The sequence below is a fragment of the Janthinobacterium sp. GW822-FHT07H10 genome (genome assembly GCF_058798675.1).
Genome location: NZ_JBXAKS010000004.1, coordinates 140,622 through 167,055, shown reverse-complemented (window position 1 = coordinate 167,055; position 26,434 = coordinate 140,622). Strand labels below are relative to the sequence as shown.

12 protein-coding genes are annotated in these 26,434 nt (G+C 63.0%); 4 read left to right on the top strand and 8 right to left on the bottom strand.

The window, feature by feature from the left end; genetic code table 11:
- Nucleotides 1-7: 7 nt before the first annotated feature.
- The 4 genes from AC1RDJ_RS11370 to AC1RDJ_RS11355 are packed head-to-tail and all read right to left on the bottom strand — an operon-like array spanning nucleotide 8 to nucleotide 5,630.
- Nucleotides 8-1,699 carry an ABC transporter ATP-binding protein gene (locus AC1RDJ_RS11370; protein WP_071325135.1) on the bottom strand — a complete coding sequence of 564 codons (1,692 nt, stop codon included), beginning with the start codon at nucleotides 1,697-1,699 and terminating at the stop codon, nucleotides 8-10.
- A 9-nt stretch (nucleotides 1,700-1,708) separates the two neighbouring features.
- Nucleotides 1,709-2,818: an ABC transporter permease gene (locus AC1RDJ_RS11365; RefSeq protein ID WP_071325136.1), complete on the bottom strand. Its 1,110-nt coding sequence runs from the start codon at nucleotides 2,816-2,818 to the stop codon at nucleotides 1,709-1,711.
- 9 nt (nucleotides 2,819-2,827) lie between these two features.
- The gene (locus AC1RDJ_RS11360) at nucleotides 2,828-3,766 is read right to left on the bottom strand and encodes an ABC transporter permease (RefSeq protein WP_034760169.1); all 939 of its coding nucleotides are present in this window, start codon (nucleotides 3,764-3,766) and stop codon (nucleotides 2,828-2,830) included.
- A gap of 28 nt (nucleotides 3,767-3,794) precedes the next feature.
- Entirely contained in the window at nucleotides 3,795-5,630 is a 1,836-nt protein-coding gene (locus tag AC1RDJ_RS11355; protein ID WP_083411994.1) for an ABC transporter substrate-binding protein, read from the bottom strand.
- Nucleotides 5,631-6,251: 621 nt separating this feature from the next.
- Between AC1RDJ_RS11355 and AC1RDJ_RS11350 the strand changes: the two genes are divergently transcribed.
- From AC1RDJ_RS11350 to AC1RDJ_RS11340, 3 genes are all read left to right on the top strand, one after another.
- Nucleotides 6,252-9,032 (top strand): TonB-dependent receptor, encoded by a 2,781-nt coding sequence (locus AC1RDJ_RS11350; protein WP_493027480.1) that lies wholly within the window; start codon nucleotides 6,252-6,254, stop codon nucleotides 9,030-9,032.
- Between the two features lie 179 nt (nucleotides 9,033-9,211).
- Nucleotides 9,212-11,890: a TonB-dependent receptor gene (locus AC1RDJ_RS11345; RefSeq protein ID WP_493027479.1), complete on the top strand. Its 2,679-nt coding sequence runs from the start codon at nucleotides 9,212-9,214 to the stop codon at nucleotides 11,888-11,890.
- A gap of 358 nt (nucleotides 11,891-12,248) precedes the next feature.
- Nucleotides 12,249-15,068 carry a TonB-dependent receptor gene (locus AC1RDJ_RS11340; RefSeq protein WP_071325138.1) on the top strand — a complete coding sequence of 940 codons (2,820 nt, stop codon included), beginning with the start codon at nucleotides 12,249-12,251 and terminating at the stop codon, nucleotides 15,066-15,068.
- Nucleotides 15,069-15,143: 75 nt separating this feature from the next.
- Here the strand turns inward: AC1RDJ_RS11340 and aroG are convergent, their stop codons facing one another.
- Nucleotides 15,144-16,208: a 3-deoxy-7-phosphoheptulonate synthase AroG gene (gene aroG / locus AC1RDJ_RS11335; protein WP_071326664.1), complete on the bottom strand. Its 1,065-nt coding sequence runs from the start codon at nucleotides 16,206-16,208 to the stop codon at nucleotides 15,144-15,146.
- A 523-nt stretch (nucleotides 16,209-16,731) separates the two neighbouring features.
- Between aroG and AC1RDJ_RS11330 the strand changes: the two genes are divergently transcribed.
- A complete protein-coding gene (locus tag AC1RDJ_RS11330) occupies nucleotides 16,732-19,587 on the top strand; it encodes a TonB-dependent receptor (RefSeq protein WP_493027478.1) in 2,856 nt (951 codons plus the stop codon).
- 205 nt (nucleotides 19,588-19,792) lie between these two features.
- Here AC1RDJ_RS11330 and tldD read toward each other — a convergent pair whose 3' ends face one another.
- The 3 genes from tldD to AC1RDJ_RS11315 all read right to left on the bottom strand — a co-directional run bounded on the left by tldD (nucleotide 19,793) and on the right by AC1RDJ_RS11315 (nucleotide 26,367).
- Entirely contained in the window at nucleotides 19,793-21,253 is a 1,461-nt protein-coding gene (gene tldD / locus AC1RDJ_RS11325; RefSeq protein WP_493027477.1) for a metalloprotease TldD, read from the bottom strand.
- 108 nt (nucleotides 21,254-21,361) lie between these two features.
- Complete coding sequence (locus AC1RDJ_RS11320; protein WP_493027476.1) at nucleotides 21,362-22,162, bottom strand: carbon-nitrogen hydrolase family protein; 801 nt, start codon at nucleotides 22,160-22,162, stop codon at nucleotides 21,362-21,364.
- A 44-nt stretch (nucleotides 22,163-22,206) separates the two neighbouring features.
- On the bottom strand, nucleotides 22,207-26,367 hold the full coding sequence (locus tag AC1RDJ_RS11315) for a YhdP family protein (protein ID WP_493027474.1): 4,161 nt from the start codon (nucleotides 26,365-26,367) through the stop codon (nucleotides 22,207-22,209).
- Nucleotides 26,368-26,434: the final 67 nt, after the last annotated feature.

Here is a 26,434-nt window from a genome sequence, read left to right as displayed (position 1 = left end):
AGCGAATTTAAACCTGGACGCCTTTCGGAATGGCGCTGAGCAGGGTGCGCGTGTACGGATGGACGGGATTGCGGTACAGCTCATCCGAATCGGCCAGCTCCACCACTTGCCCCTTGTGCATCACCATCACCTGGTCGGCGATGTATTTGACCACCGACAAATCGTGCGAGATGAAGATGTACGACAATCCGAATTCATCCTGCAAATCCTGGAGCAGGTTCAATACCTGCGCCTGCACCGACACGTCGAGTGCGGACACGGATTCGTCGCAGACTAGAATTTCCGGCTGCATGGTCAGGCAGCGGGCGATCGCGATGCGCTGGCGCTGGCCGCCGGAAAACTCGTGCGGATAGCGGTGGAAAGCCTGTTCCGGCAAGCCCACCTTGTCGAGCAGCCAGTACGCCTTGGCAATGCGTTCCTTGTCATCGGCGCCGATGTTGTGGATGCGCATAGGCTCGAGCAAGATCTGCCCCACCGTAAAGCGGGGGTTCAGCGAGGCATACGGATTCTGGAAAATGATCTGGATGCGGCGCTTATACGGCAGGTATTCCTTGTTCGGCATGGCGATCAGGTCCTTGCCGTGGAACATGGCCGTGCCGCCCGTCGCCTGGTGCAGGCGCAGCAGGGTCAGGCCCACCGTCGTCTTGCCGGAACCGGATTCGCCCACCACGCCCAGCGTCTTGCCACGCGGCAAGGTGAACGACACGTCCTTGACGGCCTGGAACTCGCGCTTGCCGAACAGGCCCTCGCGCGTATAAAAGCTCTTGCTCAGATTATTCACCACCAGCACCGGCTCGTCGCCCGGGGTATAGCCGCGCGTGCGCTGCTTCACTGCCACGCCGGGACCGGCCTTGCCTTCCATATAGTCGGCGATGACGGGCAAACGCCACGGGCGCTCGTCCAGGGACGGACGGCAATGCAGCAGGGCTTTGGTATAGGCATCGGTCGGCGCTTCGAATACCTGGCGCACCTCGCCCGTCTCGCGCACTTCGCCGTGACGCATGACGATCACCTGGTCGGCAATTTCTCCCACCAGGCCCAGGTCGTGGGTAATGAACAGCACGGACATCTGGTGTTTCTTTTGCAGCGCCGCGATCAGGTCCATGATCTGTTTCTGGATCGTCACGTCCAGCGCCGTCGTCGGTTCGTCGGCGATCAGGAGCTTCGGCTCGCAGGCAATCGCCATGGCGATCATCACGCGCTGCTGCTGGCCGCCCGACATCTGGCTCGGGTAGGCGTCGATCTTGGTGGCCGGATCGGGAATGCCCACTTCCTCGAGCAGCGCCAGCGTGCGCGCCCGCGCCTGCTTGCGGTTCATGCCCATGTGCTGGCGCAACACTTCGGCGATCTGGAATCCCACGGTGAAGACGGGGTTCAGGGACGACATCGGCTCCTGGAAGATCATCGAAATATCCTTGCCGCACATGGTGCGCCGCTCGGCAATCGACAATTGGAGCAGGTCGCGCCCGCCGAAATGGATGCTGGAGCCGGGATCGATGATCGTGTTATCCGGCGGCAACAAACCCATCACGGCCAGCGAGCTGACGGACTTGCCGCTGCCCGATTCGCCCACCAGCGCCACGGTGCTGTTGCGCGGCACGTTGAACGAGATGCCCTTGACGGCTTCGAACGTGGTCTTCTTGTCCAGGCGGAAGGTGACGCGCAGGTCGCGCACTTCCAACAGGTTATTCTGGTCCATGAGCAACTCCTATTTCACTTTGGGGTCGAGCGCATCGCGCAAGGCATCGGTAAACAGCGAGAACGCCGTCACCAGCACGGCCATCGCCGTGGCAGCGGCCGTCAGCTGCCACCATTTGCCCAGGATCAGTTCATTCTGTGCCTCGTTGAGCATGCTGCCCCACGAGACGGTCCCCACCGGCACGCCAAAGCCGAGGAAGCTCAAAATCACTTCGGCCTTGATGAAGCCCACCACGAGGATGGACATTTGCACCAAGGCAACGTGGCTCACGTTCGGGAAGATGTGCGAGAACATCTTGCGCCAGTGCGAGGCGCCGATGGCGTCGGCCGCCATCACGTATTCGCGCGCCTTGTGCTTGATGTATTCGGCGCGTATCAAACGGTACGGCCCCGTCCAGCCCGTTAACCCCAGGATCAGCACGATGGTCAGCACGCCCTTCTGCTGCAGCACGGCCGCCACCGTCAAGATCATCAGGATCGATGGAATCGACGTGAAGATGCTGTAGAACCAGTTGAAGAAGTCATCGACGATGCCGCCGAAGTAGCCGGACACGGCGCCGAACAGCGTGCCCAGCACGACTGCCAGCAAGGCCGCCACCAGGCCCACCACGATCGACGTTTCGCCGCCCTTGATGGTTTTCTGGATGATGTCATGGCCCCACTTGTCGGCGCCGAACGGCAAGGTTGCCGCCTTGTGCGTGACGAGTTTCTTGGCCTTGCCCATGCCGGCGCGCAAGGCCGTCAAGTCGTCGGCCAGCGGGTCGGTGACGCCGTACATTTCCACGCCAGCCGATGGATTGCTGCCCATCTGGGCGCGCAGTTCGGCGATGTCGTCGGCCAACGGGTCGAGCACGTTGACGGGCGTGGGCGCGCTGCGCTCGTCCGGCACGTGGATGGCGCCATCGCCCCCCGCGTCCGCATCGGCGCCGACAAAGGTCGGCGGCGCATAGCTGACGGCCACTTCATCTTCCCAGTTCGACGCCACCAGGCCGCTGGCGGACGCCAGCACCAGCAGGAAAAATGCGCCGACCACGGCCAGCGATACCATTGCAATCTTGTCGCCGCGCAAACGGCGCCACGCCAGGGCCCACAGGCCGGGCGATGTATGAGGTTTCGACATCGTCTCTTTCTACTTCAGTTGTACGCGAGGGTCGACCGCCTGGTACAGCAGGTCGGTGAGCAGGTTGAAGAGCATGGTGGCGGCGGCGACATACACGGTGATCGCCTTGATCACCGGAAAGTCGCTGCGCTCGACGGCCAGGATCACTTCACGCCCGATGCCGGGAATGCCGAAGAAGCGCTCGAGCAGGAAGGCGCCGATCAGCAGGGCTGGCAAGTTCGACATCACATAGGTAATGATGGGGATGGCGGCATTGCGCAGCACGTGCACCCACATGATGCGGCCTTCCTTCAAGCCCTTGGCGCGCGCCGTGCGCACGTAATCCTGGTTCGCCTCGTCGAGCACGAAGGTGCGGAACAGGCGCAGCGTGGGCGCGATGGAGACGGCCAGGCCGATCAGGATCGGCAGGGTCGAATAGCGCAGCAGGTTTTCCCAGAAACTGTCGCCCCAGCCCTGCACGGGGAACAGGCCCAGCTTGTAGGCAAAGCCGTACTGGAAGACGATGATGTAGACGAGGATGGAAATCGACATGCCCACCGTGCAGGCGATCATGACGGCGCGGTCCGTCAGCGAGCCGCGCACGAAGGCGATGGCCAGCGCCAGCGCCACGCCAAAGAAGGTTTCCAGCACGGTCAGCGGGATCAGCACCATCATCGACGGGCCCAGGCGCGAAGTGATGATGTGCGACACGGATTCGCCCGTGGCCCAGCTCTGGCCGAAATCAAACGTGACGATCTGCTTGATGAAGATCCACAGCTGTACATAGTATGGCTGGTCGACGCCGAGCTGGCGGCGGATGTTGGCGATGCTTTCCGCACTAGACATCTTGCCGGCCAGGATGTAGGCGGGGTCGCCGCCCACCCAGTTGAACAGGATAAACACCAGCAAGACCACGCCCAGCATGGTGGGCAGCATCTGCCACAGGCGGCGCAGGATATAAGCAAACATAATGATTCCTTGTCGTTATAAGCTGCGCTTATTTTTTAGCGGGGTCGGCAGCAGGCGCCGCTGGCGCGGCGCTGCTGTCGATGTCCATATACGCCCATTCCTGGAACAGGATCGGGTGCTTCTTGTAGCCTTGCACCGTCTTTTGCGCCAGCATGTTGCGGTAGCGCGCGTAGCCGATCAGGGCGCCCGCGTTCACTTCCAGGCGGCGCGCCATCTTGTGGAACAGCTCGTCGCGCTCGGGGCTGGCCGGCATGGCCTGGCTGGCCGCATACCACTTGTCGTATTCCGGATCCTGATAGCAGCCATTGTTGTTCTGGTGCGTGTTCGGGCCATAGAACAGCTGCATGAAGTTGTCGCCGTCCGGGTAATCGGCCAGCCATGGCGCCGTGCGCGTCTGCATCTTGCACTGCTTTTCCGTTTTTAAAATGTCGGAAAAGATCATGCGGTCGTTTTCCATGCGGATGCCCAGCGAGTTGTAGGTCTTGCGCCACATTTCCGCCTGCAGCACGCCATTGGCTTCGTTGCGCGAGGCGTAGCGTATCAGCAGCGGCTTGCCATCTGGCAAGGTACGCCAGCCGTCGGCGCCCTTCTTGTAGCCGAACTTGTCCAGCAGTTTGTTCGCCAGCACGGGATCGTATTGCAGCAGGGATTTGTAGTGCGGATCGTAGCCGACGACGCCGGGCGGGATCGGATAGTCGAGGCGCTTGGCCTGGCCATTCCAGATGATGCGGATTTCTTCGTCGATATTGTGCGCCATGGCAATCGCGCGGCGCAGCGCGATCTTTTCCTTGCCGAAACCGCCCAGCACGGGATCTTCCATGTTCCAGTAGTAATAGCTGATTTCCGGATCCAGCAAGCGTGACAGTTGCACGCCCTTCTCCGCCAGTTCGGGACGCAGCTTGCCGTTCAGCAGCGCTTTCGGCGCCAGCGGGCCATCGAGCCAGAACACGTCCGTGCCGCCGCTCTGGAACGACAGCCAGCGCGACTGGTCTTCGATCATCACGGAAATTTCGATGCGGTCGATGGCGGGTATGCGCTTGCCCTGCATCTGGCGCACGATGCGCTGGTCGTCCGGATCGTCGCCGGCCATGAAATTCCACGTTTCCGGCAAGTGCTGCGGGTTGCGGTTCAGGACGATGCGATTGCCGCGCGTCCATTCACCGAGCGTGTAGTAGCCGGTGCCGACGGGGTTGGAACCCACCTCGCCCTTCACGTCGCCATACTTTTCCACCACTTCGCGCGCCAGGGCGGCCGTCGGCACGTAGGCGAGGATCATGGGGAAATTGAAATCGGTCTTGGTCAGCGAGATGCGCAGGGTGTACGGGTCGAGGATTTCCAGGCCGGCGACTTTCTTGCTGTAGTCGAGCTTGTTCGACTTGGCCGCGTCCTTCGCCAGGTCGTCCAGGCCCACTACCTTGCCTTCGAACAGCCAGCTGTGCGGCGACGCGAGGCGCGGATCGAACAGCCGCTTCCACGAATAGACGTAATCGGCCATCGTCAGCTCGCGGCGCTTGCCGCCGAACGCGGCGTCGGGCGTGAACAGGATGCCTTTTTTCAGGCGGATGGTATAGGTCTTGCCGTCGGCCGACACTTCCGGCATGGCGGCCGCCGCGCCAGGCACCACCTTGACGGGGCGCGCCAGGTAATCATAGGTGTACAGGGTGTCGAAGACGGCCTGCGTGATGTGGTTCGAATACAGGTCGCGCGCGGTGGCCGGATCGAAGCCCGTCTCGGCGGCCGGCAGGATATAGCGCAAGGTTTTGACCGGCGCTGCCGCGGGGGCAGCGTCAACGGCAGTGGCCGCCAGCGGCAGGGTGGCCAGGCAGGCGAGCAGCGCCACGCGCCGCATCCATGGTGACTTCATGTAATACCCTTCATCTCGATTATCTGTCGCACCGTATTGGTGCGCTTGTACTGGCTTCCTCCTGGGATACAGGAGTCCACCGCCAAAACCAGTCCATCCTCGCAAGATCTGTGCCTTGTTTCCCGGTAGCGGCGCCGCTGCGCAGGCGCGCTGAAAAAGGCGTAACGATAACGCATATTTTGCGCGCCGGGCAAAAAGCCGCGGCACTTCCATGGCGTGCGGCAACAGCCGCCTGTATCGCCCGGCTTATTTTGCGCACTGCAACATGACGGTGCCGATACACAGATGAGGCCGCCTGACAGAAACCGGGACAGTCGCGAATGGCGGCGATGGCCGGCGCGCGGAGGAAAGCGTATATCGCAACGCAACATTTGCATAATTACTAATTACGAAACACCGCAACATGAGAAAAAACACTGTTGTTTCCATGATGAAAGGTCACATGTGCGCGTTGACAAGGTTTCACGGCAAATGGTCATATCAGTGGCGGCAATTCACATTTGCCGCATTCGCCACAGCGATTGCCGACGCAGCAATCTTTTTTAGACCAGCGCGGTTGCGCCGCAGGACGGCCAGCCGAGCGTACTTTTCGGAGTTCTGAGAATGATGATGGAAACAGTTATGTCCCGCTCCGTGCGCCTGATGTTTTCGGGCAGCGTGGCAGCGGTCAGCCTGGGCCTGATGGCTGCGCCGGCAATGGCGCAAGACGCCAATGTGCAACGCGTGGAAATTACCGGCTCGAGCATCAAGCGCGCCACGGCGGAGACGGCATCGCCGGTGCAGGTGATCACCCGCGACGACCTGATGAAATCAGGCAAGGCCACCGTGGCCGAATACCTGCAAACCCTGACCGCCGATGGCGCCGGCTCGCTGCCGACGGGCTTTGGCAACGGCTTCGCGGCCGGCTCCACGGCCATCTCGCTGCGCGGGCTGGGCGCCACCTCGACCCTGGTCTTGCTCAATGGCCGCCGCATGGCGCCGTTCGCGCGCGCTGACGATGGCCAGAAAAGCTTTACCGACCTGTCCACCGTGCCGATGCAGATCGTCGAACGCATCGAGATCCTCAAGGACGGCGCCTCGTCCACGTATGGCGCGGACGCCATCGCCGGCGTGGTCAACATCATCCTGCGCAAGGATTTCGAAGGCCTGACCCTGAAAGGCGACACGGGCATATCCGGCGACAGCGACGCCAAGCAGCACCGCGCTTCGCTAACCTTCGGCAAGGGCAACCTGGACACGGATAAATACAACTTCGTCATCAATGCCGAATACACGAAGTCGGACATGCTGATGAACAAGGACCGCGCCGACCGCAAATGGATAGGCAAGGGCGACCTGCGTCCGTATGGCTATGCGATCAACACCCAGTTCGCCGGCGGCTACATCAACGGCACCAACGATGCGAACGCCTCGCCGGTCGGCCTGATCCGCGATCCCGTCACCAACAATTACGTGGCCCTGCCCGGCTGCTCCGCCCTGTCCTCGTCCTCGCCGCAAGATCCGAAGGGCGGCTGCCTGTGGCATCATGACCAGTTCCGCTCGATGCAGCCGAAGATCGAATCGGTCAACCTGTACACGCGCGGCACGTGGCAAGTCAACGCCGACACCCAGGTGTATGCGGAAGCGGGCTACTCGAAGCGCGATACGGCCTTCACCCTGATCCCGCCGTCGATCACGCCCACCATCGCCTTCCCGCCCAATGCCGGCAGCCCGACCGGCGTCATCAACTACGGTTCCGGCGCCGGCACGACCATCGTGCTGGCCGCCAACCATCCGCAAAACCCGTACGGCGTGCCGGTACGCGTGCGCTACCAGGCCTTCGACGTGGGCGCGAGCACGCGCAAGGCCAACAACGAGTTCAACCGCATCGTGCTCGGCGTCAAGGGCAATGCCATGGGCTGGGATTACGATGCCGGCTATACGCACTCGGAATCGAAGCTGCACCTCGACTACAGCAACATGCTCAACATGGCCGTCGTCAAGGACGCGCTGGGCAATCCGAACAGCCAATATTTCCCGTACTACATCGGCGCGCAGGCGGGCAAGAATCCGGCGTCGCTGTACGCGGCCATGGTGACAAACGCCACCTCCGATTCCACGACCAAGCTCGACATCATCGACTTCAAGGCATCGCGCGAGCTGATGCAGTTGCCGGGCGGCGCCATGGGCCTGGCCGTGGGCGCAGAACACCGTCGCGACAAGCTCGACAATCCATCGCTGTCGGGCACGGAAAACGGTTCGATCAACTCCAGCTATGTGGCCGCCAAGGGCGACAGCAAGGTCTCGGCCGTGTTCCTGGAAGTGCTGGCGCCCGTGATCAAGACGGTGGAACTGTCGGCGGCCTTGCGCTACGACAAATACGACCGCTTCTCGTCGACGACGCCGAAACTGGGCGCCAAGTGGACGCCGCTGAAAACCTTCGCCTTGCGCGGCACGTATTCGGAAGGCTTCCGCGCACCGGGACCGGCCGAAAGCAACGCCAATTCGCAATCGACCGGCACCTCGACCGTGAGCGATCCCGTGCGCTGCCCCGGTGGCAAGCAATTGCCTGGCGCCAATGCCAGCGACTGCGAACTGCAAGTGGCGGCCGTCAAGATCGGCGACCCGAACCTGAAGCCGGAAAAATCCAAGGGCTACACGCTGGGCCTGGTATGGGATCCGTTCAACGATACCAGCCTGTCGCTCGATGGCTGGAAGATCAAGCGTGAAAACGAGATCAACCCGCTGCCGTACAACGAAGCGGCGGCCCTGCCGACGGCCATCCGCGCCGACAACAACCTGACCATCAATGGCGTCGTCACGCCGAACACGGGCACCTTGCTGATCACCAAGGCCCCGTACCGCAACTCCAGCTTCACGGAGATCAAGGGTATCGACCTGGACATCAAGCAGCGCGTGCGCCTGGGCGAATACGGCCGCGCCACGTTCGGCATGACGTGGACACATATCGCGTCATGGGTGCGCGCCGAATCCTCCACCGTGCGCTACCAGTTCGCCGGCACGCATGGCAATTGCGATACGTCAAACTGCGCCGGCACGCCGAAGGACAAGATCAATGTCACCGGCTCGTGGGACCTGGGCAACTGGAATCTCAGCGGCATCGTGAACTACCGTTCGGATATGAAAAATATCAAGTTTGAAGGCGACCCATGCGCTTCCAAGCTGGCCAACGGCACGCCGGCGCCGAACGGTTGCAAACTGGCCTCGTTCACCACGCTCGACCTGTCGACGCGTTGGAACTACAGCAAGCAGTTGCAGTTGTATGCCTCGATCAACAACGTGACCGACAAGATCGCGCCGCTCGATCCGCTGACCTACGGCGGCATGAGCTACAACCCGATGGATGCCAGCGGCGCCATCGGCCGCTACTTCAAACTGGGCGCCAGCTACAAGTTCTTCTAAGCCGGCACAGCCATCATGACGCGGGGCGGTGAGCAATCACCGCCTTTTTTTTCGTCCGCGACCGTGGCGCGCGCCCGCTCATCCACACACTGCTTGTGCCAGCGCAAACCTGAGCTGCTGCGTGCCTGTAAAACTCCCTTGCAGGCCACTTGGCCATGACCACGCCACAGGAGTGTCAGATGATGCAACCCCGCAGCCCCTCCCCCACCTTGCGCCTGCTGTGCGCAGCCTTGCTCGGCGCGCATGGCCATGCGGCCGTGGCGCAGGACAGCGGCGCCGCCGGCGGGGCGCCCGCCATGCAGCGCGTCGAAGTCACCGGTTCCTCGATCAAGCGGCTCGTCGCGGAAACGGCGACACCGCTGTCCATCTTCAAGGCCGAGGACTTCGCCAAACAAGGCTTGACGACGGCGCAGGAAGTGCTCGGCAAGATCCCCGCGAATGCGTCGAGCATGGGCAGCGGCAATGCCGTCGGCGGCAATACCAGCGGCTTGCCCACGGGCGGCCAGGCCAGCGCCGACTTGCGCGGCCTGGGCGGCGACAAGACCCTGGTCCTGCTCAATGGCCGGCGCATCGCCAACCATCCTTACGACGGCGCCAGCGTCGACCTGAACATCATCCCCCTTGCCGCCCTCGAGCGCGTCGAAGTGCTGCGCGACGGCGCCTCGGCCATCTACGGCACGGACGCCATCGGCGGCGTCATCAACTTCATCACCAGGCGCTCCGTCAACGCGACGACTGTCACGGCCGAGGTCATCGCGCCCCAGCACAAGGGCGCCGACGGACACCGGCTCAACCTGTCGACGGGCGTCGGCCAGCTCGACGCGGATGGCTACAACCTGTTCGGCGTGGCCGATTACCACAAGCAACAAGTGCTGACCTCGCAAGACCGCGCCTTCTCGCAGACCGGCGTCATTCCCGCGCGCGGCCTGTCGATTACCAGCGGCACGACTTTCCCTGGCAATTATTTCGATGCGGCCGCCAACGGCGGCGCTGGCCTGGCCGGCAATCCCTCTGCGGCCAGCGGCTGCCTGCCGCCGCTGTCGGTGCCGGCGGTGCCGGCCAACGGCACTTGCCGCCAGGATTACACGCGCCAGATCGACGACCTGCCCGCGCAGGAGCAGCTGGCCGTCTTCGGCAAGGGCGCCTTCAAGCTCGGTGGCGGCCACCTTGCCAGCGTCGAATATTTGCATGCGGAAAACAAGGTCAAGGCGCGCACGGCGCCGCCGCCGCAGACGGCCCTGACCCTGCCTGCCAGCAGCAAATACTATCCGGGCAACGCGGGCGGCGTGCCGGCCCAGCCGGGCCTGTCGGGCCAGCCCCTGAGCGTCAACTGGCGCCCCGTCGAGGCAGGCCAGCGCCAGATCGATTCGCACGGCAAGGCCGACCGCCTGGTGCTGGCGCTGGAAGGCGAACTGGCCCGCTGGGATTACAGGACTGGCCTCAGCCATGCGATCAGCAAGTCGTCGGAACAATTTACGGGCGGCTATGTACAGGACGCGAGTTTTGCCGCCGGCGTACTGAACGGCATCCTGAATCCGTTCGGCCTGCAGGACGCGGCCGGCAAGTCTTACCTCGACAGTACCGCCCTGCGCGGCGAAGTGCAGAATGCCAGGGTCACCACCACGGGCATCGACATCAAGGGCAGCCGCGAGCTGATGCCGCTGGCCGGCGGAGCGCTGGCGCTCGCACTCGGCGCCGAATGGCGGCGCGAACGGGCCGACTTCAACGTGAATCGCGACATCGCCGGCCAGGCCGCCAGTTCAGGCTTGTCCGGTTCGCTGTCGAAGAGCGGCTCGCGCACCATCGCAGCCGTCTTCGGCGAACTCAACTTGCCCCTGCTGCAGGACCTGGAAGTGCAGCTGGCAAGCCGTTTCGACCATTACAGCGACGTGGGCAGCACCACCAATCCGAAGCTGGCCGTGCGCTACCAGGCCAGCAGCGCGCTGGTGCTGCGCGGCTCGGCCAGCACGGGTTTCCGCGCGCCTACCTTGTTTGAAAAGAATGCGCCGCCATCGCGCAACGACACCAACGATTCCTATGACGACCCCATCCTGTGTCCGGGCGGCGTGCCGCAGCCGGGCGCCAATCCCCTGCGCGACTGCGACTTGCAGCAATTCAAGCTGCAAGGCGGCAATGACAAGCTGAAGCCGGAAAAATCCACCACCTTCGCCGTCGGCGCGGTGCTGGAACCGGTCAAGCAAGTGACCGTTGCCATCGATTACTGGAACATCCACTTGAAGGACAAGATCGCCGCGCTGCCGGAACAATCGATCTTCGGCAACTACGAAAAGTACAAGGCCTTGTTCCTGCGCAATCCCGATGGCTCGCCGTATGCGATTCTCGACCTGAACGACAACCTCGGCGAAGTGAAAACCGACGGCATCGATGTCAGCCTGAATGCCCGCCTGGGGCGCGGCGCGTTTGGCAATGTCAGCCTGTCCGTGGACGGCACCTGGACCCGCAAGTATGACTACCAGAACGAGCGCGGCGGGGAATTCATCGCCAACGTGGGCCGCTATGCGGACAACAACCCCGTATTCCGCTGGAAACATACGGCGGCGCTGAACTGGCGCAAGGGCAACTGGGGCGCGACCGTGTCGCAATCGTTCAAGTCGCGCTACACAGACCAGAACCAGGTGGCGCCGCAGTACCGGCACGACGTGTCGTCGTACAGCCTGCTGGGCGTGTCGGCCAGCTATGCGTGGCGCGGCTTGCTGCTGATGGCGGGCGTGAAGAACCTGCTAGACAGGGAACCGCCGTTCTCGAACCAGGGCACGCTGTTCCAGAAAGGCTATGACCCGCGCTATACGGACCCGGTCGGTCGCGCGTACTACCTGCGCGGCAGCTATACGTTTTAGGGAAAAATCGGCAGGAAAGCAATGAAACAAGGCAGCGCTGGCAAGCGTGTGCCAGCCAGGCTAAAAGCGGCGCCATCAGCGATGATGTGCGCCGTTTTATTTTACCCGCCTGAGCATGGCTGACAAGTGTTCACGATATTTTATTCCTGAAGTAATGCAAAAAAAATAGCAATTTGTTGCATTTCGTCCAAAAAGTCTGCACGAAATTGACAATCTGAATCGCGAATGTTTTGATGAGGACCCTGAAAATTTACAGAATTTTCATTGGTGGAATTTGAAAGTGGCAAATAAATTGTTGGTGAGCAACAAGTTATTTCAAAATAAATGCCATCTTTATCACAATAACAAGGAATTTCAGATGATGATAGAAAATGTAATGTCGCGTTCGCTGCGCCTGATGTTTGCTGGCGGTATCGCCCTGGGTATGCATGCAGCGTATGCGCAAGAAACAACGGATGGCACCATGCAGCGCGTGGAAGTCACGGGTTCGAGCATCAAGCGCATCGCTTCGGAAGCGTCGCTGCCGGTGCAATCGTTCAACCAGAAAGACATCAAGAAAACCGGCGTCAGCACGGTCACCGATTTCATCCAGCAAATCCCCGCGATGCAGGGCTTCTCCGTGGCCGCCGATTCGGTCGGCGGCGGCGGCGGCGGCGTCACCACGGCGTCGATCCACGATATCGGCGCAGCCTACACGCTGGTGCTGCTGAACGGCCGCCGCATTGCGCCGTCCAATTCGGGCACCACCATCGACCTGAATTCGATTCCGCTGTCGGCCATCGAACGCGTGGAAGTGCTGACCGACGGCGCCTCGGCCCTGTATGGCGCCGACGCCATCGCCGGCGTGGTCAACTTCATCCTGAAAAAAGGCGCATCGCCGCTGGAAATCAATGCCAAGTACTCGCGTCCTGAAGAATCGGGCGGCGCCAGCAACTCGTTCTCGATCAGCAAGGGCTTCGGCGACATCGACGACGACGGCTACAGCATCTTCGTGTCGGCCAGCCATGACGAACAAAAATCGCTGAAAGCATCGCAGCGCAGCTTCGCCAAGAGCGGCATCATCAATTTCAACGATCCGAAGACCGGCAAGGCACTGCAATTCATCAACGGTTCCTCGCGCTCCGCGCCGGCCAACGCCACCGTCGATTACAACGCCATCGATCCTGCCACGGGCAAGACCGTCAGCAAGTCCGTCAACCTGAATCCCTATGCGCTGGCCAACGGCGGCAAATGCGCCGCCAGCAATATGGACTTCTATGGCGACGGCAACTGCTATTTCGATTCGCCGTCGACCATCGAAATCAATCCGGAATCGAAGCGCGACTCGCTGTTCAGCTCCGGTAGCGTCAAGCTGGGCAATACCGGCTTCCAGGGCTTCTATGACCTGGCCTACACGGAAGCGCGCATCATCGCCAGCATCGCGCCGTACCCGGCCGATTTCTCGGTCCCCGTCGGCTCGCCGCTGTTCAATAAATACCTGGCACCGGGCCTGACGCCGGAGCAACTGGCCAACGCCACGGGCGCCATCGCCAAATACCGCCTGTCGGAAATGGGCAACCGCGTGTACGACTATGGCACCAAGGCCACCCACATCGTCGCCGGCATCGATGGCAACGCATTCGGCTGGGATATCAACTCGGCGGTGACGTACTCGAAAAACAAGCAGACGCAAGACTACGTGAGCGGCTTCCCGCTGTCGGACAAGTTTGACGCGCAAGTGGCCGCCGGCAATATCGACCCGTTCGCCTACCCTGTCGGCGCCATGCCCGATTCCATGCGCCAGGCCTTGCTGGGCACCGGCTTCAGCGGCACCTACAACACGCAAACCGTGGAGATGAAGGGCATCGACGGCCGCGCTTCGCGTCCTGTCTTCTCGCTGCCAGGCGGCACCGCCATGCTGGGTATCGGCGCCGACTACCGCAACACCTCGTACAAGGTGCAACAGGCGAACGTCGCCAAGCAGGCGCAGATCCTGTTTGACAATCCGCAAGTCGACAGCGAATATGCGCGCGACAACGCCGGCGCGTATGCCGAGCTGATGTTGCCGATCTCGAAGAAACTGGAAATGACGGGCTCGCTGCGTTATGACCAGATCGGCGCCATCGATGACAAGCTGACGGGCAAGACCGTGGGCAAGAAAGAAAACGCCACCACCTGGAAAGTCAGCGGCAAGTACTCGGCCGCCAAGAACCTGATGTTCCGCGCCGCTGCCGGCACCGGCTTCCGCGCCGCCAGCATGCAGGAAATCGCTGGTCCATTGGAAGACTGGGGCGTTACCGGTGGTAACTATCAATGCCCATTGACGGCCGCCAACGGCATGGCCGGTCACCCGCTGGCCAGCTATTGCAGCGGCGTGGGACGCCAGCAATTCGAAGCCTTCCAGGGCGGCAATCCCGACCTGAAGCCGGAAACGTCGAAACAGTGGAGCATCGGCACCGTGTTCGAGCCGATCGACAGCCTGTCGATGTCGTTCGACCTGTGGAACGTGGAAATCCGCGACCAGGTGACGGCCGTGTCGGAAGGCCTGATCTTCAACGATCCAGCCAAGTACGCCAACCTGTTCACCACCAAGCACATCAGCTCGACGGGCAAGGACGTGCTGGCCATCAAACTGCTGCCGATCAACATCGGCAAGGTGGAAAACCGCGGTATCGACTACGACTTCACCCACAAGATGAAGCTGCTGGACGGTCGCCTGACGAGCCGTCTGATGGGTACCTATCTGCTGCGTTCGCGCTACACGACGCCAGGCACCGATGATCAATGGGAAACCAGCCTGAACCGCTACGGTTCGAACGACAAGGTCAGCTTCCGCAACATCATCCGCGCCAGCACCACGTATGAGACGGCCAAGTTCACGCATACGCTGAGCGCCAGCTACCGCAATGGCTACACGGACAAGGAACAGACGGTCGACGACTGCGCCGTCATCGTGGCCGGCAGCCCTGGCGAATGCTATGGCATCCAGCTGGAAGTGCCGAGCTACACCACGTTCGACTTCCAGACGGCTTACCGTCCGCTGAAGAACGTGGAAATCACGGGCGGCATCCTGAACCTGTTCGACCGCAACCCGCCGTTCACGCTGCGCAACACGGGTTCGCATCAAGTGGGCTACAACCCGTCGTACTCGAGCGCCCTGGGCCGCCAGTTCTACCTGAGCGGTTCCTACAAGTTCTAAGCTGACTGTGAGCTGAAAATTGAAAAAGCCCGGAAAGCTTAGCTTTCCGGGCTTTTTTTCATGCCGCGCGCCGCTTTATTCCGCGTCGCCCTGCAGGCGGCGCTGCTTCACGGCCGCCGCCAGGTTTTCCAGCACGGCCACGCTGGCGCTCCAGTCGATGCAGCCATCCGTGACGGACTGGCCGTAGATCAATTCCTTGCCCGGAATCAAATCCTGGCGGCCGGCCACCAGGTGCGACTCCACCATCACGCCCACGATGCGGCCATCGCCCGCCGCCACCTGGCTGGCGATATCGGCGCACACGGGGATCTGGTTTTCCGGTTTTTTCGAGCTGTTCGCATGCGAGGCGTCGATCATCAGGCGCGCCGCCAGGCCCTGCGCGGCGATGGCCTTGCAGGCGTCGTCCACGCTGGCCGCGTCGTAGTTCGGCGTCTTGCCGCCGCGCAAGATGATGTGGCAATCCTCGTTGCCATTGGTCGAGACGATGGCCGAGTGGCCGCCCTTCGTGACGGAGAGGAAATGGTGCGGCTGCGAGGCGGCCTTGATGGCTTCCACGGCGATTTTCACGTTGCCGTCCGTGCCATTCTTGAAGCCGACCGGACAGGACAGTCCCGACGCCAGCTCGCGGTGCACCTGCGACTCCGTGGTGCGCGCGCCGATGGCGCCCCAGCTGATCAGGTCGGCGATGTATTGCGGGCTGATCACGTCGAGGAATTCGGTACCCGCAGGCAAGCCCAACTCATTGATGTCGCGCAACAGTTCACGCGCCATGCGCAAGCCGTCGTTGATGCGGAAGCTGTTGTCCATGTACGGATCGTTGATCAAGCCCTTCCAGCCCACCGTGGTGCGCGGCTTTTCGAAGTACACGCGCATGACGATTTCCAGTTCGCCGGCGAAACGCGCGCGCTCCTTGACCAGCAGGCGCGCATATTCCATGGCTGCCTTGGTGTCGTGGATGGAGCAAGGCCCGATGACCACCATCAGGCGGTCGTCCTGGCCATGCAGGATGCGGTGCAGGGCGATGCGCGCACTGGCGGCGGTCTGTTCGGCTTGTTCTGAGCAGGCAAATTCGCGGATCAGGTGGGACGGCGGAGTCAATTCCTTCATTTCGCGAATACGCAAATCATCGGTGCGGGGCATCATTTTCTCCAAAATTTGAACAAGGGTAAAACATCTGGGTAAAAAAAAACCGCCATCAGTGGCGGTTTTTTAGAATTTGCTGGGATCTCGTTTTTGCTGCTACGTGAACCGTCCGCTACTCCACCGCCTTTGGGTTGGAATTGCTAAAGTAAAAATAAGCGGTAAAAAAGTGGCGAGCGAACATGCGAGTCATCCCTGAGTGATGGCTGACTATAAACCTAAATTGCAAGGGTTGGCAAGCATATTTGTCGGCAAAGCCGCATGCTGCTGCCGTTTTACACTGCACAACACGCAAAAAAGCATAAAAAGTTGCGCGCGGTGAATCTCGCTGTGAACCCGCGCCGTGCATCTGAATCCGGGCGCCACCGCTGTGCCCGTCGTGGCAGCCACGCCACGCCAGCCATTCTATCGACGACAAGCGGCGCACTCATTGATCTAGATCTAATCCCGGCGTCGCCGCACGGACAAAACTCAAGGACGTATTGATGATCTCTTTGACTGCCTGACCTTTCCGGAGAACCGCATGATGCCTACACCATCCTTACCGTCCGCCGCCTTTTCACCACCGCGCCTGGGCCTGGCGCTGGCCAGTGCATTGCTGAGCCTACCCGTCCTGGCGCAGGACAATGCCGCGCCCGCCCCCCTGCAACGCGTGGAAATCACCGGCTCGAACATCCGCCGCGCGCAAGCTGAAACGGCATCGGCCGTGCAGACGCTGAACGCGGCCGATATTGAAAAATCGGGCAAGTCCAGCGTGGCCGAATTGCTGCAAACCCTGGCCGTCGACAACCAGGGCTCCGTGCCCACCACCTTCGGCAACGGCTTCGCCGCCGGCGCCTCCGGCGTGTCGCTGCGCGGCCTCGGCACGGCCTCGACCCTGGTGCTGCTGAACGGCAGGCGCGTGGCGCCATACGGCCTGGCCGACGATGGCCAGAAAGTATTTGCCGACCTGAACATCATTCCCCTGGAAGCCGTGGAAAGAGTGGAAATCCTCAAGGATGGCGCCTCGGCCATCTACGGTTCGGATGCGATCGCCGGCGTCGTCAACGTGATCCTGCGGCGCGACTACCAGGGCACGGCCATCAAGGGCAATTACGGCAAGACCAAGGAATGGGATGGGCGCGACGCGCGCGCCGCCATCACGCACGGTTTCGGCGACATCGACCGCGACCGCTACAACGTGCTGCTGAACCTCGAATACAGCGAAAAGGCCGCCATCTGGAACCGCGACCGGGCCGGCCGCGGCGCTGTCGGCCGCAGCGACTTGCGCGACCTGGGTTTCAGCGCGCAGGAAACCCTCAGCGGCGCGGGCGCCATCACCACCAACAACGCGGCCGGCAGCGCCGTCAACGGCAATGTGCGCAATCCCGACACGCTCGACTACTACAACCGCGGCAACCTGGCCGGCGTGGGCTTTACGCGCACCTTTCCCGGCGCCGCCTGCGGCAACTTCACGAGTCACCCGCAGGGCGACCCGGGCGGCGGCTGCCTCACCGATGCCGCCCAGCAGTATGGCCAGATCCAGCCGAAGCAGAAGAACGTCAATTTCTTCGGCCGCGGCGCCTGGCAACTGACGCCGGCCCTGCAAACCTATGCCGAACTGAACGTCTATCACAGTGAATCGAACTCCGCCACCACGCCGTCGGGCATCAGCGGTTCAGTCGGCTATCCGGGCGGCCCCGTCAGCAATGCGGGCGTGTCGCTGGGCGCCAGCCACCCGGACAACCCGTATTTCGGCACGGCCGCGCGACTGCGCTACCTGGCGGCCGATGTCGGCCCGCGCCTGTCGCAAGTCGATTCCACGTTCACGCGCTTTGTCGCCGGCATCAAGGGCACGGTGGCGGGCTGGGACATCGACAGCGCCCTGCTGTACTCGCAAAACAGGGTATCGAACGATCTGGACGGCTATCTGCAGCGCGACGTGGCCTTCGCCCTGCTCAACCCGACGGCCGCCAACGTGGCCCTCGCCAGCCAGAATCCCGCCTACGCCGCCCTGCCCGCCGGCAGCGTGTGGCGCATCGCCGAAAATGCGGGACTCAATTCGGCCGCCCTGTACGCGGCCCTGTCGCCGCGCATTTCCAACGATGCCAAGACGCATATCGCACAGATCGACTTCAAGGCCAGCCGCGAAGTAGGCAAGCTCGACGGCGGTGCCCTGGGCCTGGCCGTGGGCGCCGAGTTCCGCCACGAGTCGACGGAACTCAAGCCCACCACGGGCACCGAGCGGGGCAATATCATCGGCCTCGGCTATTCCGCCTACAAGGGCAGCCGCAACGCCTCGGCCATCTATGCCGAGGTACTGGCGCCCGTCCTGAAAAACGTGGAACTGTCGGGCGCCCTGCGCGCCGACCATTTCACCGATGTGGGCAACTCCTACACGCCGAAAGTGGGCGTGAAATGGACGCCGGTGCGCGAACTGGCCTTGCGCGGCACCTTCGCCAAGGGTTTCCGCGCCCCCAGCGCGGCGGAAAACGGCGTCGGCGGCCTGGCCGCATTCGCCACGGCCAGCGATCCCGCGCGCTGCGCGCTGGGCGTGGCAGCCGCCTGCGACCCGGCGTCGATCGCCGTCATCACCTCGCCCAACCCGAACCTGTCGCCCGAGCGCTCGCGCAGCTATTCCGTGGGCGCCGTATGGGACCCGCTGCCGCGCAGCAGCATTTCCGTCGACCTGTGGCAAATCCGCCGCAAGAACGAAATCAACCAGGAACAAACGGACACGGCCATTGCCGAAGGCCATGTGGCGCGCGACCCGTCGACGGCGACCGGCATTCCCGGCGATCCGGGCGCCATCACAGCCGTGCTGGCCAACTATGTGAATTCGGCGCAAACGACGGTGCGCGGCATCGACATCGACGCGCGCCAGCGCTTCAACCTGGGCGGCGATTACGGCAACCTGGTGTTCGACCTGAAGTGGACGCATTTGTACAAGTGGCTGCGCACGGAGCAGGATGGCACGCAGCGCGATTTTGCCGGCACGCATGGCAATTGCGACATCTCAAACTGCATGGGCACGCCCGACGACAGAATCAACCTGGGCGCCACCTGGGAGCGCCAGAACTGGCGCGTCTCGGCCAACGTCAACTACCGCGCGCCGCTCGACAACATACTGTTCAAGAATGACCCGGACGGCTGCGCCACGCATTTCGCCGATGGCACGGATGCGCCGCGCGGCTGCCGCATCGCCTCGTTCACCACGGTGGACTTGACGGCCCGCTGGCTGGCCACGCCCAAGCTGGAAGTGTTTGCGACGGTGCAAAACCTGTTCGACAAGATCGCCCCGCTCGACCCGCTCACGTATGGCGCCACGGGCTACAACCCGCTCGACTACGCGGGCGCGGCGGGCCGGTTTTTCAGCGCGGGGGTGAAATACAAATTCTGAGAAACGGGGGAGAGACGCGTAGGTCGGATTAGCAGGGGCCGCCACGAGCAATCCGGTGACAGCATTGGCGCGGCCGGTGGTGGTGTCGGGTTACGCGCTGTGCGCCAACCCGACCTACGCGAGCGCAATGTCAGAAAAAGCAGGTCGGATTAGCCAGGAGGGCGTAATCCGACAATCAGGTTGGCCTGGAAGTGTCGGGGGAAGATCAGGCCGTGCCGCCAACGGTAATGCCGTCCAGGCGCAGGGTCGGCTGCCCCACGCCCACGGGCACGCTCTGCCCTTCCTTGCCGCACACGCCCACGCCCGCATCGAGGCGCATGTCGTTGCCGATCATGGAGACGCGGTTGAGCACGTCCGGGCCATTGCCGATCAGGGTGGCGCCCTTCACGGGGTAGCTGAGCTTGCCGTTTTCGATCATGTACGCTTCGCTGGCCGAAAACACGAACTTGCCGTTCGTGATATCGACCTGGCCGCCGCCGAAGTTGACGGCATACAAGCCGTTTTTCACGGAGGCGAGGATCTCGCCCGGGTCCTTGTCGCCGCCCAGCATATACGTATTCGTCATGCGCGGCATGGGCAGGTGGGCGAACGATTCGCGGCGCGCATTGCCCGTCACGGGCATCTTCATCAGGCGCGCGTTCATGGTGTCCTGGATATAGCCTTTCAGGATGCCGTCCTCGATCAGGGTCGTGCACTGCGTGGGGTTGCCCTCGTCATCGATATTCAGCGAACCGCGGCGGCCAGCCAGGGTGCCGTCGTCGACCACGGTGACGCCTTTGGCCGCCACCCGTTCGCCGATGCGACCGGAAAACGCGGACGAGCCCTTGCGGTTGAAATCGCCTTCGAGGCCATGGCCGATGGCTTCATGCAGCAGGATGCCGGGCCAGCCCGGCCCCAGCACGATGGTCATGGGGCCGGCCGGCGCCGGGCGCGCCTCGAGGTTCACCAGCGCCGAATTGACGGCGTCGGCCGCATATTGCTCGAGCACGGCGTCGCTGAAATAATCATAGCCAAAACGTCCGCCGCCGCCGGACGACCCCGTTTCGCGGCGGCCATTCTGTTCGGCGATGACGGTCACGGAGACGCGCACCAGCGGACGGATATCGGCCGCCAGCACGCCATCGCTGCGCAGCACCAGCACCACGTCGTATTCGCCGGCCAGGCCCGCCATCACCTGCACCACGCGCGGGTCCTTCGCGCGCGCCATCTTTTCCACGCGCTCGAGCAATTGCACCTTGGCCGTGGCGTCGAGCGAGACGAGCGGATCGTTGGGCAGGTACAGGGAACGTCCGCCCTGCGGCTGCATCTGGCCCGCGATCTTGATTCTGCCGGCGCCCACGCGCGCTATCGTGCGCGTGGCCGCCGCCGCTTCCAGCAGGGCCCGCTCGGAAATGTCGTCCGAATACGCAAACGCCGTCTTGTCGCCGGACACGGCGCGCACGCCCACGCCCTGGTCGATGGAAAAGCTGCCCGTCTTGACGATGCCCTCTTCCAGGCTCCAGCCCTCGCTCTTGGTGGACTGGAAATACAGGTCGGCATAGTCGACCTTGTGCGTAAACATCGTGCCCAGGGCTTTCAGCAGCTTGTCTTCGTCCAGGCCGAACGGCGTGAGCAGGATGTCGCGCGCCACGGCCAGGCTGGACAGATTGGGTTCAAATGGGGTCATGGCTCTTTCTCACAATTCAATTCTTTTACAGTGCCTGACAGCAGCGTAGCGCTCGGCAGTGACTGATGGCCGCACAGCGCGACGCCCAGCAGCGCATGCCAGGTACTCTCACATGGTGCGGTGGGTCAGGGCAGGCAGCGATTCGCGCACGCCGGCCAGAAACAGCGGATCGATCTCGCCGCTGACCACGCCCTCGCCCTCGGGCAGCACGGCTTTCACTTCGCCCCAGGGGTCGATCAGCATGCTGTGGCCCCAGGTACGGCGGCCGTTCGGGTGCAGTCCGCCCTGCGCCGAAGCCAGCACATAGCACTGGTTTTCGATGGCGCGCGCGCGCAGCAGCACTTCCCAGTGGGCGCTGCCCGTCGTGTGGGTAAACGCGGCCGGCACGACGATCAGCGCGCAATCGCCCATGGCGCGGTACAGCTCGGGGAAGCGCAGGTCGTAGCAGACGGACAGGCCGACGCGGCCAAACGGCATCTCGATCGAGCGCACCTGCGCACCGGGCACGATGGTGCGCGACTCATTGTACGACTCGGTGCCGCGCGTAAAGCCGAACAAATGGATCTTGTCATAGCGGCCAGCCGGCGCGCCTTGCGGGTCGTACACGAGGGTGGTGTTCAAGACCTTGCCTTCCTGGCCAGAAATCAGGGGCAAGGTGCCGCCGATCAGCCAGATGCCATGCTCGCGCGCCATCTGCGCCATGCCATCCTGGATGGGGCCATTGCCGGGCTGTTCCGCGTGGGCCAGCTTGTCCGTTTCCTGCTTGCCCATGATGGCCCAGTATTCGGGCAGCACCACCAGCTCGGCGCCACCGGCGGCGGCCTTCGCCACCAGCCGGCGCGCCGTGGCCAGGTTGTCTGTCACGGAAGGGGAAGAAATCATTTGTATTGCTGCGACTGTATGCATCATCTCACCTCTACGTTCTTACTGGCAGCCCACTGGCCGCGCAGCGCCTATTTCGCGACGGCGTCCTGCGCCGCCGCTGCCGGCGTGGCCACAGGCTCCAATTTACCACCATCGAGCTTGGTCACCACGGGCGCCTTCCATGGACCGGCGATCCGCATATGGTAAGTCAGCGCCTTCATCACGGGGGCGCGCAGGAACAGCTGGGCCAGGAAACTGCCCAGACCGATCACGGGATTGACGGCCAGCGCGTACACGAGGGGGCCCGTGCCCAGGTTGAATTCCGGGATCACCACCACGTGCAGGTTCGTCGTTTCATTGGCGATATCGGCCGTGCCGTCCATCAGCACGGTGGCGGCCACGCCATGCATCTTCAGGTTGTCGGTGCTCACCACGCCGCGCTTGATGCTGGCGTTGGCCGTGATGCCGTCGAAGGCCAGGCCTTCCGAAAACACGTCGTGGAAATCGAGCTTCAGCAAACGGGGCAAGGCTTGCAGGCTGAGCACGCCCAGCAGCTTGGCCGCGCCCGGATCCTGCTTGAGGAACTGGCCCGACTCCACATTCATTTCGATCTGCCCCGACAAGGTGGGAATATCGAGCGAATACGGCAAGCCATTCCAGGCGATGTCGCCGTTCAGGCGTCCCTTGCCGCGGCGCACCGTGTCGGCAAAGCCGAAACGGTCGAGCAACTTGCCCGCGTCGACGATATCGAGGCCGAAACGCAGGCTGGTCGTGCTTTGCCCATCCTTGATGACCCATTTGCCGTTGCCGCTCAGGGCGCCATCGGGATTCGACAGTTGCAGCTTGCCCACGCGCCACTCGCGCCCGCCGGCCGCCATGGTGTTATAGGCCTGCAACTCCAACCGGCCAATCTTCTTGTTGAACAGCTCAAATTGCTCGGCAACGATATCGAGCGAGGGGATCGATTGGGCGCCGCTCTTGCCTTCCAGCAAATTCTTCACGTCGTTGGCAGCCGATTCCGGAATGATCAGCGACGACAGGCGGGCCGTCATCTTGCCCAGGCCGGACGGCGTTTCCAGCCACGTCACATAGCCCGATATTTGTTTCGCATCAATGTTGGCCTGCCACACATCCTTCTGGTGCGTGGCGCCCACCACGACGTTTTCCAGCTTGCGCTCACCCAGCATCAGTTCGCTGGCGCGGGCCGCCATCATGTCGGGCACCACGTATTGCGCGATATCGGGCGCATCGTCGGCGCCGCCGGCGTCGGCCGTGGCCGCGCCGCTGCCGGCGATCTCGCTGCCGGTGGCGATCCAGCTATCCACGTCGAGCGACTTCAGGCTGACGTTGAGCATCATGCCGCTGTCGGGCTCGGGCGCAGGCACGTTCACGCCGATGCCGCCGCGCACCAGGCGCCACGCTTCCCTGCCCTGCTTCTGGCGCTGGTAGCGGGCGCCGATGCCGGAACCGAGCGCGATGCGGATATCGTCCGTGCGCAAGCCGGCCGCATTGGCCGCATTGCCCGTCAGCGTGAATTTCACGGGCAGGCTGTCGCCGGCCGCCTTTTTCAGGGGCGCGGGGAAGTCCAGGCCCAGGCCCGTCAACGACGACTCGACATTGACCACCACCTGGTGGTCGCGCGCCGTGATCAGGCCGCTGTAGCGGGCGCCGCCATTCAAGTGCTTCGCCAGGCGCTGCAGCACAGGCGCCGGATAGGTCTTGCGCAAGCCGTCGATGGTCATGTTGCCGGCGATTTTCACCTGGATGGAATTGTCGGGCTGGCTGCCGCCCGAGATGGCCAGCGGGCCGCCCAGCAGGCTGCCGTTCAAGCCATTCAGGCTGACGCCCTTTTCATTGAATTCGATCTTGCCCTGCGTGCCGAGCACGGGCGGCATGTCGTGGAACAGCACCACATCGTTGCCCGCCAGCTGCAAGCTGCCTTGCACCGTCGACTCGAGCATGCGCTCGATGGGCAGATGCAATTTGAGGGCCAGCCGGGCGTTGCCCGTCGCCGTCGTTTCATCCGTGAAATGCTCGATCCAGCCCAGCACGGGGCTGGCCGTCACGTATTTGAGGAATTCCTGCATCGGGCCGGCCGCGTTGCCCTCGATATCGAGCAGGGTATCGAAGACGGTCAGGTCGGGAATCACGGCCTTGACATTCGTCAAGGCCACGCCGCCCGTGGTGGCCGTGTCGCCGCGAATTTCCATGCGCGCGCGCTCGAAAACGAAGCTGCCCTTGATTTTCTCCGCCTGCGGCCACAGGGGCGCCTTGCCCGCCAGCGGCCCGTTTTCCGCGAATTCGCCGGGCGCGTAGTTCAGGGTGCCGTTCTCGATCTTGCCGGCCACGCGGAATTCGCCGTGATTGCGCTGGGCGGGCGTATCGGCCTTGAACGGGAAATGTTCGAGTTCGCCGCGCAGGCGCAGGCTGACGTCGTGCGCCATGCCGCCTTCAAGCGCGCCCGTCAGCCAATGGCGCAGGTGCTCCGGCGTTTGCAGCGGCAGGTAGCGGCCGATGGTGTTGATCTGGAAATTGTCGATCGTCCCCGTCAAGTCCACCTGGCCCAGGTTCTTGCCGTCGAGCGGCATGCGGTGCGTGCCCTGCAAGGCGACGCGCAAGCCCTGCTGATTGAAGTCGAGCTTGTCCAGTTCGACTTTGAGCATATTCTCCGCTTCGAACGTCCAGCGCGCCTGCATGTCGAACTGTTCGAACGGCATGGCCGGTTCGCTCAGGTAGGTGGGCAATTGCAGCACCAGGTCTTGCGCATCGATGGCGATGCTGCCGCCCTTCTCGCTGGCGTCGATGCTGCCGGTCAGGCGGTCGAAGCCGGGAATGGCCGGTGCGGCCGCCTGACCGGGGCTGGTCGCCGTCTTCGCCACGGCCAGGCGCGCCGGCTGCGCATTCAAGCCCAGCTCGACGAGCCGGCCGCGCAGACGGTAGCTGGCCGGGGCAGCCATGTCGCCCTGCCACTGCGCGGAAAAATCCTGCAGGCGTCCGCGCGGCGCCAGGGCATCGAGGCGCTGGCGCTGCTGTGTGCCCAGCGGCAACTTGTCGGCCAGCGCGGCCAGGGTCTGCAAATCGAGGGACTTGGCCGTGATCTCCGTCTGCGCCGGCTTGCGTTTCGTAGCGGCAATAAAACGCTCGGACAAGGTCGTCGGCGGCAGGCTGAGGCCATCGCGTGTTTCCAGCGCGAAATTCGTCAACTCCACCTGGTGGCCGTTCGCGCCGAAGGTCGGCTTGCCATCGGGCGCGTCGGCAGACAGGGTTTCCTTCGCCGAGATGCGTCCGCTGACCGTCAGCAGGTCGAGCGGGGCGATGTGTTCTCCCAGCTGCGCCTGCACATCCGTCAAGCCCACATCGGCCGTGAAGCCGGCCAGGCGCGCATGATCGAGACTCAGCCAGGCGCGCAGGGCGCCCTTGCCCTGGCTCAATTCAAACGGGTAGTCGAGGTAGCGGCGCCAGGCGGCCAGGTCGGCATCTTTCAGGTCCGCGTACAGTTCGCCTTTCCACATCGACATGTCGGAGATGCGCTTGCTGAAAGGCGGATGCGTGAAGTGAGCGCGCACATCGATGGGGGCGGCCAGGCTGGCGGGCGGCTTTGCCTGCAAACCCAGGCGGTGGCTGCGCCAGCGGTTGCGCAACAGCACATTGACCTGCTCCAGCGCCAGCTCGGGCGTGCCGCGCGCTTCGTCCGTCCAGCGCACCTTGCCGTCGCGGATGATGATGTCGTGCTGCGACAGCAGCCAGTCGGCGCCCTTGCCATCGCTGCCCTGCCGGCTGTCGACCAGCACGCCAGCCACATACAGCTGGCCATCCTTGCTGCGCCGCACGTCCAGGTCGGGCCGCGTGATTTCCAGGGTCTCGAAGCGCAGGGAACCGAGCACGCTCCACCACGAGAGGGTGGCCGAGACGCTCGGCAGGCTCAGCGCCTGGCGGCCCGTCTGGTCGCGCAAGGTCACGTCGCCGAGGAACAAATTCGGCCGCACGCCATGCCACGAGGCATAAATACGCGCGATACTGACGGGGTTGCCCAGCGCGCGGCTGGCCGCCCGCTCGATATCGCCTTTGTAGTAATCGATATTCGGCAGGATGGCGTAGCGCAGGAACAGGAAGAGGACGGCGAAGGCGAAATACGCGAGCAGCACCAGCTTGATGGCAAAGCCGAGCACATGGTGGGTGGCCAGGTTGGCCATGCGATAGGCGGCACGCAGCCGCTGCCAGCGCAGGGCCAATGGCACATGTTCTGTCACGCTTGCTTCTGGCGGTTTTTGCATCAATAAGCTAATAAACTGGCCCGGCGTCAAATAATGGCAAAAA

Coding starts and splice junctions, on each gene's coding strand:
- AC1RDJ_RS11370 (WP_071325135.1), bottom strand. CDS start 1,699: ATGGACCAGAATAACCTGTTGGAAGTGCGCGACCTGCGCGTCACCTTC.
- AC1RDJ_RS11365 (WP_071325136.1), bottom strand. CDS start 2,818: ATGTCGAAACCTCATACATCGCCCGGCCTGTGGGCCCTGGCGTGGCGC.
- AC1RDJ_RS11360 (WP_034760169.1), bottom strand. CDS start 3,766: ATGTTTGCTTATATCCTGCGCCGCCTGTGGCAGATGCTGCCCACCATG.
- AC1RDJ_RS11355 (WP_083411994.1), bottom strand. CDS start 5,630: ATGAAGTCACCATGGATGCGGCGCGTGGCGCTGCTCGCCTGCCTGGCC.
- AC1RDJ_RS11350 (WP_493027480.1), top strand. CDS start 6,252: ATGTCCCGCTCCGTGCGCCTGATGTTTTCGGGCAGCGTGGCAGCGGTC.
- AC1RDJ_RS11345 (WP_493027479.1), top strand. CDS start 9,212: ATGATGCAACCCCGCAGCCCCTCCCCCACCTTGCGCCTGCTGTGCGCA.
- AC1RDJ_RS11340 (WP_071325138.1), top strand. CDS start 12,249: ATGATGATAGAAAATGTAATGTCGCGTTCGCTGCGCCTGATGTTTGCT.
- aroG (WP_071326664.1), bottom strand. CDS start 16,208: ATGCCCCGCACCGATGATTTGCGTATTCGCGAAATGAAGGAATTGACT.
- AC1RDJ_RS11330 (WP_493027478.1), top strand. CDS start 16,732: ATGATGCCTACACCATCCTTACCGTCCGCCGCCTTTTCACCACCGCGC.
- tldD (WP_493027477.1), bottom strand. CDS start 21,253: ATGACCCCATTTGAACCCAATCTGTCCAGCCTGGCCGTGGCGCGCGAC.
- AC1RDJ_RS11320 (WP_493027476.1), bottom strand. CDS start 22,162: ATGATGCATACAGTCGCAGCAATACAAATGATTTCTTCCCCTTCCGTG.